This window comes from Bradyrhizobium sp. 170 (assembly GCF_023101085.1).
Classification (GTDB): Bacteria; Pseudomonadota; Alphaproteobacteria; order Rhizobiales; family Xanthobacteraceae; genus Bradyrhizobium.
The window spans coordinates 5,944,157-5,958,011 of record NZ_CP064703.1; the positions used below are offsets into that span (position 1 = coordinate 5,944,157).

The 13,855-nt window shown below is 60.3% G+C and carries 11 protein-coding genes and 1 pseudogene; 5 read left to right on the forward strand and 7 right to left on the reverse strand.

Going from position 1 to position 13,855, the window contains the following annotated elements; genetic code table 11:
* Nucleotides 1-69 precede the first annotated feature (69 nt).
* Nucleotides 70-2,514 carry an MASE1 domain-containing protein gene (locus tag IVB05_RS27670; protein ID WP_247779122.1) on the forward strand — a complete coding sequence of 815 codons (2,445 nt, stop codon included), beginning with the start codon at nucleotides 70-72 and terminating at the stop codon, nucleotides 2,512-2,514.
* 500 nt (nucleotides 2,515-3,014) lie between these two features.
* On the opposite strand, the gene IVB05_RS27675 is transcribed toward IVB05_RS27670, so the two are convergent.
* Nucleotides 3,015-4,805 carry a vanadium-dependent haloperoxidase gene (locus IVB05_RS27675; protein WP_247779123.1) on the reverse strand — a complete coding sequence of 597 codons (1,791 nt, stop codon included), beginning with the start codon at nucleotides 4,803-4,805 and terminating at the stop codon, nucleotides 3,015-3,017.
* Between the two features lie 505 nt (nucleotides 4,806-5,310).
* Between IVB05_RS27675 and IVB05_RS27680 the strand changes: the two genes are divergently transcribed.
* Both IVB05_RS27680 and IVB05_RS27685 read left to right on the forward strand, forming a co-directional pair.
* Nucleotides 5,311-6,186: a site-specific integrase gene (locus IVB05_RS27680; protein WP_247778957.1), complete on the forward strand. Its 876-nt coding sequence runs from the start codon at nucleotides 5,311-5,313 to the stop codon at nucleotides 6,184-6,186.
* 12 nt (nucleotides 6,187-6,198) lie between these two features.
* A complete protein-coding gene (locus IVB05_RS27685; RefSeq protein ID WP_247778958.1) occupies nucleotides 6,199-7,398 on the forward strand; it encodes an IS91 family transposase in 1,200 nt (399 codons plus the stop codon).
* Between the two features lie 410 nt (nucleotides 7,399-7,808).
* Here IVB05_RS27685 and IVB05_RS27690 read toward each other — a convergent pair whose 3' ends face one another.
* The 4 genes from IVB05_RS27690 to IVB05_RS27705 all read right to left on the reverse strand — a co-directional run bounded on the left by IVB05_RS27690 (nucleotide 7,809) and on the right by IVB05_RS27705 (nucleotide 10,666).
* The gene (locus IVB05_RS27690) at nucleotides 7,809-8,507 is read right to left on the reverse strand and encodes a Crp/Fnr family transcriptional regulator (protein ID WP_247779124.1); all 699 of its coding nucleotides are present in this window, start codon (nucleotides 8,505-8,507) and stop codon (nucleotides 7,809-7,811) included.
* 594 nt (nucleotides 8,508-9,101) lie between these two features.
* Nucleotides 9,102-9,293 (reverse strand): hypothetical protein, encoded by a 192-nt coding sequence (locus tag IVB05_RS27695; RefSeq protein WP_247779125.1) that lies wholly within the window; start codon nucleotides 9,291-9,293, stop codon nucleotides 9,102-9,104.
* Nucleotide 9,294: 1 nt separating this feature from the next.
* Nucleotides 9,295-10,215 carry a non-homologous end-joining DNA ligase gene (gene ligD / locus IVB05_RS27700; protein ID WP_247779126.1) on the reverse strand — a complete coding sequence of 307 codons (921 nt, stop codon included), beginning with the start codon at nucleotides 10,213-10,215 and terminating at the stop codon, nucleotides 9,295-9,297.
* Nucleotides 10,216-10,375: 160 nt separating this feature from the next.
* Nucleotides 10,376-10,666 carry a hypothetical protein gene (locus tag IVB05_RS27705; RefSeq protein WP_247779127.1) on the reverse strand — a complete coding sequence of 97 codons (291 nt, stop codon included), beginning with the start codon at nucleotides 10,664-10,666 and terminating at the stop codon, nucleotides 10,376-10,378.
* A 412-nt stretch (nucleotides 10,667-11,078) separates the two neighbouring features.
* On the opposite strand from IVB05_RS27705, the gene IVB05_RS27710 reads away from it, so the two are divergent.
* Complete coding sequence (locus tag IVB05_RS27710) at nucleotides 11,079-11,615, forward strand: PRC-barrel domain-containing protein (protein ID WP_247779128.1); 537 nt, start codon at nucleotides 11,079-11,081, stop codon at nucleotides 11,613-11,615.
* Between the two features lie 672 nt (nucleotides 11,616-12,287).
* On the opposite strand, the gene IVB05_RS27715 is transcribed toward IVB05_RS27710, so the two are convergent.
* Complete coding sequence (locus IVB05_RS27715) at nucleotides 12,288-12,539, reverse strand: hypothetical protein (protein ID WP_247779129.1); 252 nt, start codon at nucleotides 12,537-12,539, stop codon at nucleotides 12,288-12,290.
* A gap of 322 nt (nucleotides 12,540-12,861) precedes the next feature.
* Here IVB05_RS27715 and IVB05_RS27720 point away from each other — a divergent pair, with 322 nt between their 5' ends.
* Nucleotides 12,862-13,089 carry a hypothetical protein gene (locus IVB05_RS27720; RefSeq protein WP_247779130.1) on the forward strand — a complete coding sequence of 76 codons (228 nt, stop codon included), beginning with the start codon at nucleotides 12,862-12,864 and terminating at the stop codon, nucleotides 13,087-13,089.
* 418 nt (nucleotides 13,090-13,507) lie between these two features.
* Here IVB05_RS27720 and IVB05_RS27730 read toward each other — a convergent pair.
* Nucleotides 13,508-13,831 (reverse strand): annotated as a pseudogene (locus IVB05_RS27730) (ArdC-like ssDNA-binding domain-containing protein); the annotation flags it as partial.
* Between the last annotated feature and the right edge of the window lie 24 nt (nucleotides 13,832-13,855).

Below are 13,855 nucleotides of genomic sequence, written 5' to 3' on the forward strand. Positions count from 1 at the left end.
GCTAGAGCCTCCGCATCGACGATGCCGCGGCGACGGCGCAAGGCTTTTCAGGGATTTCGGACCTGACGAGTGGAGGGGCCACTGGGCACTGTTGCAAAACAGACGGTCATTTCGGCTCGCCAGCCGCTCGCAAGCGAGGCAGGCTTTGTTTTGGCTGTCGTAGTGGCAGTGGCCTATTTTGGTACCGCGCGGCTGAGCCTTGCATTGCTGGAGCCGGTCGATGGTGTTGCCGTATTCTGGCCCGCCGCAGGAGTAGCTTCGGGGATTTTGATCGCCTTTGGTTCTGCTGCTCGGTGGCCTGTCGTCGTCGGGGTGGTAGCTGCAACGATCGCAGCCAATTTGCTGGGCGATCGCAACCTCGGGAGCTCGGTGTTCTCTGCTGGCGCGAACGCGGGTGAGGCCGTCATCGTCGCAGGCCTGATCCACCGCTTTTGTGGCTCCCCATTCGAGTTGAGCGAACTGCGAAGGGTATTGGCACTATTTGCCGCGACCGTTGTTGGAACGAGCCTCTCCGGCATTGTGGGTACGGTAGGCTTTGTACTGTTTCACGGGTCAGCGGCGTCCCCGCTGGTGATCTGGCTTCACTGGCTCTCATCTGACGCGATCGGGATCATTGCGGTGGCGCCCCTCGCGATTGGGCTGGCGTCGTTGGCGCGCAACTTCCCGCCGCGGGGCGAGATCGTGGAGGGCATTTTAGCGCTTGCTGTGGTGTCCTTCGTATGCGCGTTGCTGGCTTTCTTGCCCAATGCGGCCTGGACCGCGGAGCTTGCGATTGCCGCGCTCTGGCCACTTCTGCTGTGGACCGCATCTCGCCTTCGTCCAGCGTTCACCGCGATTGCCGCGTTCATCTGTGCGATTACGATTGTCTGGACGACAATCTTCGCAATCGGCATTTTCGGGGACTTGCGCCTGTCAATCGAAGAGCGTGTGCTGGGAGCCCAAGCTACCATCCTGGCGACCTCACTAGGTGCTCTGGTTCTTGCGGCCCTGTTTAGCGAGCGGAGGCTTCATGAAACAGCCATTCTGCAGAGGGAGTCCCGATTACAGGAGGCGCTGCGGGCCGGCAGCGTTATGGCTTTCGATTGGGATTTGTCCGCCGACGAAATACGGTTCAGCCAAAATGCAATTGAGATCCTCGGTCTCAACTCGCAGGTTCTCCGCGGGACTGAATGGCTGAAACATATTTATCCTGAAGATCACCCGCTGGTGGCATCCTGCCTCGGCGGTGCTCGTCCGGACCAGCCCTCGCATTCGATCGCGTTCCGCTGCCAGCGGCCGGATGGTGGTGAAGTCTGGCTGGATCAGATAGCGATCGTCCAGTTCGATTCAACCGGAAAGCCTACGCGCATCAATGGGCTCACTACGGATGTTACCGAGCGCAAACGTTTTGAGAAGGAGCTTTCGCTCGCGTGGAAATCAGCAGAATTGGCCGATCGCGCCAAATCGAGCTTTCTTGCCGCCGCAAGCCATGACTTGCGACAGCCGTTGCAGACCCTGCAACTCCTGCAGGCAGCGCTTGAGCCGCACCACCCAAGCGGCGAGGCACGCAAACTTGTCGCCGGAATCGGGCAGTCGCTCGACACCATGACCAGTATCCTATCGAGCCTGCTCGACGTGAACAGGCTGGAATCCGGAGACCTGTGTCCATCCGTGAGCGAGTTTTCGCTAAACGACATCTTTGGGCCGCTCGCTGGAGACTTCGCCGCGCCTGTGCAGGAAAGAGGGATCCGGCTGCGCATCGTCCGTTCCGAGCTCATCATCCGCAGCGACAGGCGCATGCTCGCGGAGATGATCCGCAACCTGTTGTCGAATGCGGTCCGATACACTGACAGGGGACGAATTCTGCTTGGATGCCGGCGAGCCGGCGACAATGTTCGCATTGAAGTCTGGGACAGTGGCATCGGTATTGCCGAAGGCCAGCTCCCGCACATCTTCCATGAGTATTATCAGGGGACCGGCGGCGCGGAGCGGGGCGGCTTTGGGTTGGGCCTTGCGATCGTGAAGCGGCTCGGAAAAATCCTGGATCACAGCGTCGGCGTGCGCTCAATCTCTGGGAAGGGTACACGGTTTTTCATCGAAGTTCCGCGCGGTCGATCCGGTATCAAGGTGCCGGAAGCAGCCCCGCCGGTGCATAATGATGCCTTCTTCCTAGGCAGCGTTCTCGCGATCGAGGACGAGGCGTCCGTGCGCTCGGCGCTCGGGAGATTGTTTAAGACGAGAGGGGTTGACGCCACCATTGTTGCAACGGCGGCGGAAGCTTTGACTCTGGTCAAAGAGCAGGACCTGCGCCCGGATGTGCTGCTGTGTGACTACAACCTTCGTGGCTCGCCGGATGGTGTAGAGACCATTAGGCACCTGCGTGCCGCACTCGGTCGGAACGTACCGGCCGTCGTGATGACCGGCGATACCAGATCGCAAACGACACTCTCGATTTCTGCGCAAGATGTCTCTCTCCTGATCAAGCCCTTCTTGGCCGAAGCACTTCTGGAAGCCTTGAGAGGCCAGCAGAAGTGAGTACCACTGTGAACGCCTCATTGCTAATGGCTGACATTCGTTCGTGTGTGCAGGATGTCTGCTCCGGGTCAAACGCGTCATTTCGACCGTGCGGCGACCACTTCCGATTTAGCCCGATAAGCAGACATTTTCAGTGTCCGTCGGCATGTCTCAAAGGTGCCAATTCCGGAAGTGGACTGTGCCTACTCGATCACCTCGTCCGCACGGGCGAGAAAGGATGCCGGAATCTCGATACCGAGCAATTTCGCTGTCTTTGAGATTGATGGTAAGCAAGAATTTGGTGGGCTGCTCCGGTCATTGGAAGTTTGCGGTTGACGGGTCAGGTCAACCCAACGCGCATCATAAGATGATCAAACGAGGATCGTCCCCGGCTTGGGTCCTCGTTGATTGAGTAGGCGCCGCGCTCAGCTTCCACCAATAGGCTGTCGGGCATAAACGCTTCCGCTACTCTGCACAGGACCGGGCCGGCGCCCCACGGCAGGGGCGTCGCCCGACTGCTGTCAGATCGTCACGCGGCTGCCGTCGAAGCGCGTCAAGGAGAAGCCGTCGAAGGGTTCGCGGAGGGTGGTGCGCTCGTCCCGCAGCATGCCAATAGCCACTTCCTCGCCGATCGCCATTGAGGCCGAAGCGTCGGAACGCCAGTGGATGCCCGCCCAATTTCGTCCGAAACCGAAATTCACCGCGAGCTTGTTCAACTCTCCGCCGACCGTGAGCGGCGGGCCGCTATAGGGCACTAGCCTCGTCGGGTCAGCCGGATCGGGCTGTATCGGGTTGGCGATGACGCGGCTCTCGTCGAAAAACGCCTTCAAAATGGTAGCCGTGACGGCACCAACGCTCGTGGCACCGCCGGGATAGGTGGAGTGAAGGGGCGCGGCCTCCGGATAGGTTTGTGACAAAAGATAGCTGCCGTATTTGGCTTTACTGCGATCGAGGGCTTCCGATTTCAGGAAGTTATCATGCAACGGGTAGTCGCTCACGCCATTGGCGAGGCGATGGTGCGCCAGAGCGCCGTAGGCTTCTGGTCGTACAGCCCGGTGCACCATATACTTCTGCCAGTAGGCCGCGCGGACGGAGTTACTGATCCCCGTGGCGAGTAGTGCCTGCACATAGGGCAACCCGAAGGTGGCACCCGCAGGGCTTTGGGTTTTCGATTTCCGATACGGGTTCGATGGGTAGGACACGGGCTCTGCCGGTGGATACATCCCGGAGTACCGTTGATCCGCTCCACCGCCTGGGGTTGCAAGGATCAGTGCTGCAGCCCACCCAAGTGCAGGACCAGCGTGGATATACTCCGCGAGATCTCTTCCCGTCGTGATGTAGCGCGGTGTCGCGTCGAACTGCAACCGGCGTTTCGGTACGGCGCCGTTCTGGATCGCCAGCCACTCCTCGTATTCGGTCAGGAATTCGTTGGCGGGCAACGTGGTGCGAATTTGAGCACTGATCCACTGTGCGGCATAGGGCACGTCCCGGAGCAGGAATTGCGAGATCAGCGGGCCGTCCAAAACGCCTGGAGGCGTGACGGAGCGGCCCTTCGGGTCAGTTGGGTCGAAATAAAGCGCATTGGCACGGAACAGCGTACCGGGTGTGACCCGCCCACCAGACTTCGGCCCCCGGAAATCGGCAAGCTTGTTGAGTTCCTCGGTTGCTGCAAGCACGTCGCGATTGGAGGTGTCGTCGCGCAACTCGGTAAGCGGAACATCACGAAGCAGGGATTGCCAATATACCTCGACCGCCTCGCCGCCGCGCTCAGTACTTGCAAGGGCCGGTGCCGACGGTATCGCAATCTGAGTAGGGTTCATGCCGCTGAGACTGACGGCTTGTGTGCCTACGGGATTGACCAGTTTGCGAATGCCGCCGAGTGGGACTTTCTCGAAATCAGCGGGGTCGCCCGACTGGCAAGCGGTATAGAGCGCCTGCCATGCCGCTTGTTCCACTTCGCCGCGTTTGTCGTGCGGCAGCCCCCGTGAATCCGAACCGATCTTGTTGGTGTAGCGCGCCTCGTCGCCATTCGTCGGGTGGGGTGCGATGGGAATTTTCTCGTTATTGCTCGCGCAGGCTTGCCGGACTTCGAAGGCGCGGCGCTTGAACGCCGCGTCGAGCGGTCGCGGGTCCGCGTTCACAGGCTGCGCCGCGGCCGGGGCGATTCCGGACATGCTCGGCGGAGACGCAAGCACGGCGGCGCCAACTGCGATGCCGGCACCGCCGAGCAGCGAGCGGCGAGTGACCGCGGTGGTCGGCAGGGTCGACGATGCCAGGTCAGATTCAGTCGAAATGGTGGGGTGGTCAGCCATGGAGATCTCCTCCCTCGCAGGCACCGCTCTGGGGCCCGCGCTTTCAGGATTCAAATGGCATCCGGGCGCGCTTACGCGCACCCGCGTTGGAATGCTAATGCTGAAGGACCGGCGAAAAAGGAAGTCGGTGATTCGAGTGCAATGCTTGCCGATGGCACGACTGCTGTCCGTTCAGTCCCGCGAGGGAATTCGGCATTTCCCGCCTGCGACGACAGCTATTCAAAGAGTACACGATCTCGTGCGTCCTGAAAAGACGTCTGATCTTTGGACGACTTCCACTTTGGGTCATTCGCGTCGGTTTAGGCACGTACCGACGACTTCCGCTCTACCCCTAGAAACAGACCTCGTTACCGTGGGTCGGCATGTCTCAAATGTGCCATGGGACTAAACCGCTCGCGCGGTAGGGCACTGCGGCGGGAGGCACAGCCAAGGCGATAGCGCAACGGGACGTCCTGTCTTGAGATCGAGGGGTTTCGACAACCTCACTCAAGACAGGAGCATCCCCATGACCGACGAGGCCATGAGCCCTTTACGGCGGCGCATGATCGAAGACATGACGATCCGCAAGTTAGCGCCAAAGACCCAACAAGGCTACATCCGCACCATCAGGGACTTTGCTGCATTCCTCGGCCGATCGCCCGACACGGCGAGCTTCGAGGACGTCCGGCGCTTTCAACTGCATCTGGCGGCGAACGGCGCGCACATCCCGATTCTCAATCATACCGTAGCTGCGTTGCGGTTCTTCTTCAGGATCACGCTCAGGCGCTCCGATATCATCGAGCACACCACATTCCTCCACGAGCCCCGCAAGCTGCCGGTCGTGCTCAGCCCAGAGGAGGTGGCGCGGCTGTTGGATGCCGCGCCGGGCCTCAAGTACAAGGCGGCGCTGAGTGTGGCTTACGGCGCAGGTTTGCGCGCCGCCGAGGTGATCTCGCTCAAGATCGGCGACATCGACAGCAAGCGCATGGTGATCCGCGTCGAACAAGGCAAAAGCCGCAAAGACCGCTACGTGATGCTGTCTCCGCATCTGCTCGAGTTGCTGCGTGCCTGGTGGAAGACAGCACGACCGCAGGGCTGGTTGTTTCCTGGCCGCGACCGCGTGCAGCCGATGACTACGCGCCAGCTCAATCGCGCCTGCCATACCGCAGCCGAGAGGGCCGAGATCGACAAGCGCGTGTCGCTCCACACCTTGCGGCACAGCTTCGCCACCCATCTGCTTGAGCAGAACATCGATATCCGGGTGATCCAGGTGCTGCTCGGGCACGCCAAGCTCGACACCACGGCGCTCTATACCCGCGTCGCCACCAAGACGATCCAACAAGTCATGAGCCCGCTGGAGCATATCGCCCGCAAGATCGAGAGGGTCGAGCCACCGGCCTAAAGCGCGGCTCGCGTGCCGCGTCCGGCACTGGAGGTCGCGGATATCTTCCGCGATCATGGACCGGCATGGCGCAGCGCCAACGCCGGCCATCTGAGCCTTGGCCAGTTGAAGGTAATGTCGGCGATCGAGAACTGCCGCACCGCGGCGCTCGGCGGCCATGTCGCGCGCTGCGAGAAGTGCGCGCACACCAAGATCTCGTACAACTCTTGCCGTAATCGGCACTGCCCGAAGTGCCAAGGCGCGGCGGCAAAGGACTGGCTGGCCGCGCGCGAGGCCGATCTGCTGCCGGTGCCGTACTATCATGTGGTGTTCACGCTGCCGGCAGCCATCGCCGACATCGCCTACCAGAACAAGGCGGTGGTCTACGATCTCTTGTTCAAGGCCTCGGCCGAGACCCTGGCCACGATCGCCGCCGACCCCAGGCACCTCGGCGCCCGCGTCGGCATCACCTCGGTTCTCCATACCTGGGGTTCAGCCATGACCCACCACCCGCACGTCCACATGATCGTGCCGGGCGGCGGCGTCTCGCCCGACGGCCAGCGCTGGGTGTCCTGCCGACCTGGCTTCTTCCTCCCCGTCCGCGTGCTCTCGCGCCTGTTCCGGCGGCTGTTCCTGGAGAAGCTGATCGCGGCCCACAACACCGGCCATCTGAAGTTCTTCGGCGATCATGCCGCTCTCGCCGACCCGCGGGCGTTCGCGGCGTATCTGGCACCGCTACGCCGAGCCGAATGGGTGGTCTATGCCAAGCGCCCGTTCGGCGGGCCACAGGCCGTGCTGGCCTATCTGTCGCGCTATACCCATCGCGTCGCCATCGCCAACAGCCGACTGATCGCCTGTGACCGCACCGGTGTCACCTTCCGGTGGAAAGACTATCGTGCCAATGGTCGCGATCGCCAGAAGCTCATGACACTCCCAACCGGCGAGTTTATCCGCCGCTTCCTCATCCACGTTCTGCCGCACGGCTTTCACCGCATCCGCCACTACGGCCTTTTGGCCAGCGGCACGCGCGCCGACAACATCGCCCGAGCGCGTGAGTTGCTCGCCGTCTCAAACTCCCAGGCCGAGCCCACCGGTGCCGCCGCCGATCCCGGCAAGCCGATTTGTCCATGCTGCGGCGGTCGCATGATCATCATCGAGGTCTTCGCGCGCGGTGCAACGCCACGGCATCGGCCGACAGCTTCACCTACCGCAATCAAGATCGACACCTCATGACCGCGTCACACCCCCGCAAATCTGATCGTCGCACTAGTTGCCTCTCGACCGGCCACGGTAGAACGCGCTCAGATATCCAGCCGTCGTCTCAAATCGTCCGACACTTCACTGCGGTCGATGCGACCCGCCCCTCATCCAGCAGCCGTTTCACCGTCCACCGGCCTGCTGGAGCGCCTCGACTCCATTCACACACCTCATCCGCGGCACTCAAATCCCCATAGCGTAGGCCGCGCCATCCCCGTACCCCTCCCGCGGTTTCCTCCCTTGGAGGTTTGCGGACGCCGGCCCCGCGCCCGCGGCACCACCGTCATGGGGCCGGCATCCGAAAACCTTCACAACAACAGACTTGCCGAAGGATTTGGCAATCTGTTCGCTCCATCCAAATCGAATAGACAAATTAAGAATAATTTCTAGTCTAAACGTCCTAGCAATTCCTCATAGCGTCGCTCGATCCGGTTGTAGCAATCGCACGCAACGGCATGGAGACCTTCCAAGTCCAAGATGGAAATCCGACCTCTCCCGATCTGAATGAGACCGGCGTTCTGCAAGGTGCGTTCGACAAGATTGATGGTGGTGCGCTGGACCCCGAGCATCTGCGCGAAGAATTCCTGGGTCAGGCGGATATCGTCGCTGCCCAGCCGTCTCCTGCACTGCAGAAGCCAGCGTGCAGCGCGGTTTTCCACCGGGTGCAGCGCCTGGCACGCGGTCGATTGCTGCGACTGCGCCAGCAAGGAGAGATCAAACAGCGCAACGATCTTTCGAAAGCTTTCGCTCGCGCGCCCGACGCGGTGAACTTCCGCGGCAGGGATTTTCACGGCTTCGCCGGCGACCTGCACGACCGAATCCGCGAATGCCGTCGTGATGCCGTGGATGGTGGACGATCCAATCATGCCCTCACGGCCGACGATCGATGTCTCGGCGGTCGCGCCCTGCTCGGTGCTGGCGAGAACGGAAATGATGCAGGAGCGCGGGAAGTAGGCGAACTCGACCTCCGATGCGGAGCTGTGCAGCAATTCGCCATGGTCGACCGATATCGTCCGCATGTGCGGCTTCAAGAGCGCCTGCGTCGGTGCATCCAGTAAACTCAGGAGGTGATTTTCAGCGGCCACGAGAAGCTCCTGCGGAGGATAGGCGGGAGCTTCATCTCTCTCTGTCACCGATGCCTAAGGAGAGATTTCGGGGATAGATCACCGATAGCCCGTGAATTATGCGCTGACAGTCGGATGCCCGACAGTTGGGGCTAACATTTCTGTCCGGCAATGTCCGTTCAGGGTCAAACTGAGAAGTTCGGATGGGCGACCCGAAGGTCGGCTCTTCCCCGAAGAACGGACATCAGGATATCCGCCGAGTTGGTCCGTTTCGTGCCGATATTGTTGCAAAAGTCTTTTTGGGGTGACGAACGAAATCTCCAAGGGCTGCTGATGCGTTTTGTATGCGACGATGTGAGGGTCCTCATCATTTCGCACAAAAACAAACCACAGACCTCTGGATCGGCGCTACACCGCGTTGCGGCGGTAGGAACATCTACTAATCCGCTCTCGCGAGATTTTTGATGTCGTTCGATTTCGAACTTTTGCAACATATCTGCCAAACTCAGAAGTCTGAGTGCACAACTGGGAAGTCCGCTCTAACCCCGTCAACGAACATCGTCAGGTCAGTCCGGCGGGTCGTTTCGTGCCAACAGGCGACATTGAAAGGTGATCTCACGGCCGGCGTAGCGCGGTATTTAGGCCGCCGGTCTCCCGCAGGTTGCGCACGGCCTCATTGACCTCGTCCCGGTCATGCCGCGCTTCCGGCGGCAACGACGTGATCGCGTGGTGAATCTCGGCCGGTAAGGTCAGCCCGCTGCCGAGCGGTTTGTTTGCCCATTGCCACCAGCGATCGAAATCGTCCATCTTAAAGATCCTCCCGCAGGCCCTTGTAGAAGGGATGGCGGACCTTTCCTTCGGCAGATTTGGCGCGGTACTCGATCTCTGCGTTTAGCTCCGGCTCCACCCAGATGCCCTTGTGCGCGATCCGCTTGGCGTAGGGCTGGGTTTTCCGGATCAGGGGCGCGAGGCGCTTGCGCAGCTCGGTGGATGATTTCTTGCCGAAGCCGTGGTCGACCTTGCCAGCATAGATCAGATTATTACCCTTGCGGCGGCCGACATAGATGCCGTCCCAGTCGTTGCCGTCGAGCGCAAAGCCCGCGATAGTCAGCGTCTCGCGCTGCGCGCAGGTCTTCTTGACCCAGTCCCGGCCGCGTCCCGAGAGATAACGGCTGTCGCGGACCTTTGAGACGACGCCTTCAAGGCCGACCTTGCAAGCGTGCGCGAACATCTCCTTGCCGTCGATCTCAAAGCTTTCGCTGAACTGGATCGCCGTCTTCTCGATCAGCTTTTTCAGATGCGCCTTGCGCTCGATCAGCGGCAGTTTTCGCAGATCCTGCCCGTTGAAGTAAAGGAGATCGAAAGCGATCACGACGAGCCGCTTGGATTTGCCGCGCAATTCATTCTGCAGCACGGAAAAGTCGGTGGTGCCGTCTGCCGCCGGCACGACCACCTCGCCGTCGATGATGGCGCTGCCGGCGTTGATCAGGTAGGCGTCGGCCGCGATCTTGCTGAAGCGCCTGGTCCAGTCATTGCCGCGGCGGGTGAGCACCTTGATGGCGTCGTTGTGGATGTGGAGCTGGACGCGGTAGCCGTCGAACTTGATTTCATGGATCCAGCGATCGCCGGATGGCACCTTCTCGATCGATGTGGCCAGCGCGGGCTCGACGAATCCCGGGAAGGACGCCTTCACGCCGATCGCCGCCGCCTTCTTGCGCTGAAACGCCACAACAACACTCCACGCTACTAAAGCTAATTCAAACTGGCATAGGCTAAATCGTTTCAGCCGCGAAAATGGGAACCCACCGCATCATGACGCGTCGGAATGCAGGGGTCGACGCATGCGGGATAAATAGGCAACCGCAGAACGAAATGCGAGTCTGATCAGATCACACCAGCCGAAGGGTCAACTGACGCCGATCGTGATCCTCGTGCCGCTCGACGAAATCAGAGATCGTAGAGGGAAGTGCCCGCATCTGCAGATCGCAGCGACGGCGCAATTCGCGTGCGACGTCTTCGGAAACATCTTCCGACCAGCGTTCGGCGGTATTGAAGGCGACTATGCGGAACGGGTAGCTATATTGGCCGGTCAGCAGGTCTTGAATGACCGTTTCGAGGTCGGTTGCTTCGTAATCGGCTTCGCGCCAGGTGCGGCCTAATCGACCGAAATCATCCGCCACCAAGTAAACCGTTTCATCGTTGTCGCTCGGGACTATCGACGGCGTCCAACTAGACCTATGCATTATGAACTCCACGCCAATATGAATTAATCGGCCTGACCTGAATCGTTCCGGCGGGAACAACAGGAACCTGCACATCATGACGCGTTGCCACTCGCAATGGGAGGTATTGCATGACGGCAAAGGCAAAGAAGAAATCAAGCCGCGGGCGCAAGCAGGACCGGGCGCGGTTGCCGACGGGCAGGATTTGGGGTCCTAAGATGGCGAGGACCGGCGGTCTTACCGAATTTGGGCGACGGGCCCGACTGCCCGCGCCGGGCTCTGGCGTACTCCGAACTACTCCGAACCGCTAGGAACATTCGTGCGCGCGTACCGTTCTAGAAGCACCGATCAACCTTCGGAGGAGGATACAGTGAAGAAATTCCTAGCCGCGGCTCTCCTGAGCGCCGCCGTCTTCAGTGCTCCCGCTTATGCGCAAACCGCTCAGCCCACGGATCGCGCGGCTCCCGCCGCGACGACTGCCGGCTCGCAGGAAAAGATGGCGCTCAAGGGAAACTGGCGCGCGTCCAAGCTCATGGGCCTCGACGTCTATAACGAAGCCAATGAAAAGCTTGGCGACATCAACGAACTGATCCTGGACAAGAACGGCAAGGTCAATGCCGTGGTCATCGGTGTCGGCGGCTTCCTGGGCATGGGCGAGCATGATATCGCTGTTTCCATGGACAAGCTCAAATTCATGGAAGAGGCGGTCCGCACCAGCTCGACGGCGCCGGCAACGGCGACGCGCGAGAGGACGACCAAGGAAACAACGACCGGCGCGGCCACGACCACCACCACGACTGCACGTACCGCTGATGCGAACGACTGGACGCCAGACCACGCCGTGATGAGCGGCACCAAGGAGCAGCTCAAGGCGATGCCGCAGTTCAAGTATTCAGACTACAACTGAGCATCCGATATTTCGGCTGATCAAGGCCCCATCACGGTGGGGCCTTTTTCATGGGCCGATCACGAAGCGGGTCCGGCAAACAATGCTTGATGCTCTCGCCGGAAAGGAATTTAGGAACGTTGAACGTGTTGCAGGATTAGTCGATCGTATCGGTGAGATACACTCAGTCAGAAACGTGAGCTTGGACGGCCTCAGCTTGTGAAGATACAGCTGGGGCCGTTTCTCACTTATTTGCGATCCCTTGATCTCGGGATAAATCGGTAAAACTGCAATTGCCCTTTTTTGAAGGAACTGCTGGTAGGCTGGCGCATTTAAACGATGTCGCATCTTTCCCCCTGCGACACCACAGTCCGAGAAGGGTCTCAGCCCCGCCGCTGAGGCCCTTCTCGCGTTCAGCGACAGCTCGGCGCGGCTGCTGCTGCGGAAGAGGTTTCCTGGAACGCAACTCATTTTCCTCCGTTCTTATTTTGTTGAGGAGGAGAAAACTATGCCCGTATTCATCCTTTGGGCCGTCCCTACGGTCATCGTGCTAGGTGGCATCAGCTACTATTTTCTTCGTGTAGTGCACTAGCAGATTGTGTTCCGGCGAGGCTGGTGGCGGGTCCCCTCCGATGGACACCAGCATTGCCGGGAGCCCAGCGCCGTGCGCCTATTGCCTCGCGACGCTGGGCCTTAGCCACCTAGGCCTACTTGTCCTGATCGGACAGCAGGTTTTAATGAGGTAGGGGGCTGCAGTCCGGGCGATCTCAGCCATTCATTGATGTGCGCGGCCGTCTCGGCCTGCCGGGCACGTCGCAAAAGCTGTTCCCGGGCGGCGCTACCGAGAGGGTGCTTTTCAGCGGCCTCTTTAAACTTGATCGCCTCTTCCGCGAGCCGTTCTTCAAAAGTGGCCGTGTGATTGACGCCGTTACGCTGCTTAGCCATGGGATCCCCCTTAAGCCTACCCATCGCAAAATTACAGATCGCTCGCTCCATTTTGTCTGTTCGGTAGCCGACAAAATTGCGAAAAACTGCGATCCTTGATCTCGGGAAAAATCGGTAAAATGATCCGGCCCCTTTTGAGCATCCCTTTCAGACAACGTTCATCTGGCTCGTTCTAATCCACCTTCCTTTTGGCAGGTAGGTAGGACCGTGAGTTCCTTTGACCCGATGGCCGCAGCGGTGGACTGGCTGGATGCCTACCGCGCTGCCACCCTTTCGATCGTGGATTTGTACGCCCCGGATGCTGCGCTGGAGTGCGGCTGCAATGGGCAAGCGACCGGTAATCGGCCATAGCGCACTTACCGAATACTGGCGGCAACGGTTTGACGAGAAACCCGCGGGCGAGCTTCAGGGCTTGCAGATGGCCGGCGATATGGTGGTGGTATCATACGAAGTGCCGGGCGGAATCGTGCAGGCGACCCTAAAATTCAACGATGCCGGCCAGATCGTTCGTAGCCAATGCGGGCTCTCGGACGTCAGGAACTGCTTGTAGGGTGGCGCGTTTAAACGATGTCGCATCTTTCCCCCGATGCGACCCACCAGTCCAAGAAGGGTCTCAGCCTGCCGCTGGGGCCCTTCCGGAGTTGAAAAATTGCAGGGGCTTAATTTGCGTTAAGAACGATTTCGCGGCGGCCGGGTTTCAACCCTGGATGAAGGCGCTGCCGATGCCGCGTTACTACTTTGATATGAGAGAGGGCGGCGAGATTGCCCCTGACGAAGAGGGCATGGAGCTCCACACCATCCAAGCCGTGCAAGAAGAAACCGCCCGCGCGCTTGCCGACATGGCAAGGGACGCGATCCGGCGCAGCCCGAACGGCGCGGAGCACCAAATGTCCATCGATGTTCGCGACGATGCCGGGCCAGTATTGCAGGTGAGGTTCACGTTTGAGGTGGACCGGCACAGACATTAAGCGATCGACATAGACGACGGTCGTTCCCCGCTCGCCCTTCCTGACATGGCCGCCGAGCCCGAGAGCCTGGCGGAAGGTAAGCCAGCCGGAAAAGCCGTGCTGGACAACGGCACCCCATAGCATCAGCACGTTAATCCCGGAATATCCGCGCTGCGTCGACGCATTGCGCGGCATCGCGAGCGGTGCCTTGATCGCCGCCGTTCCCCAGGGCTGAACCCACGGAATACGGCCGGCCTCCAGCTCGGCTATGATCTTGTCCGTGATTTCGGTGTAAAGGCTCGTTCGGTCGTTGCCGGCACGAACTCGGGCGGTATGGCCAGACATCGCGGTTCTCCGCGACGGGCGCCG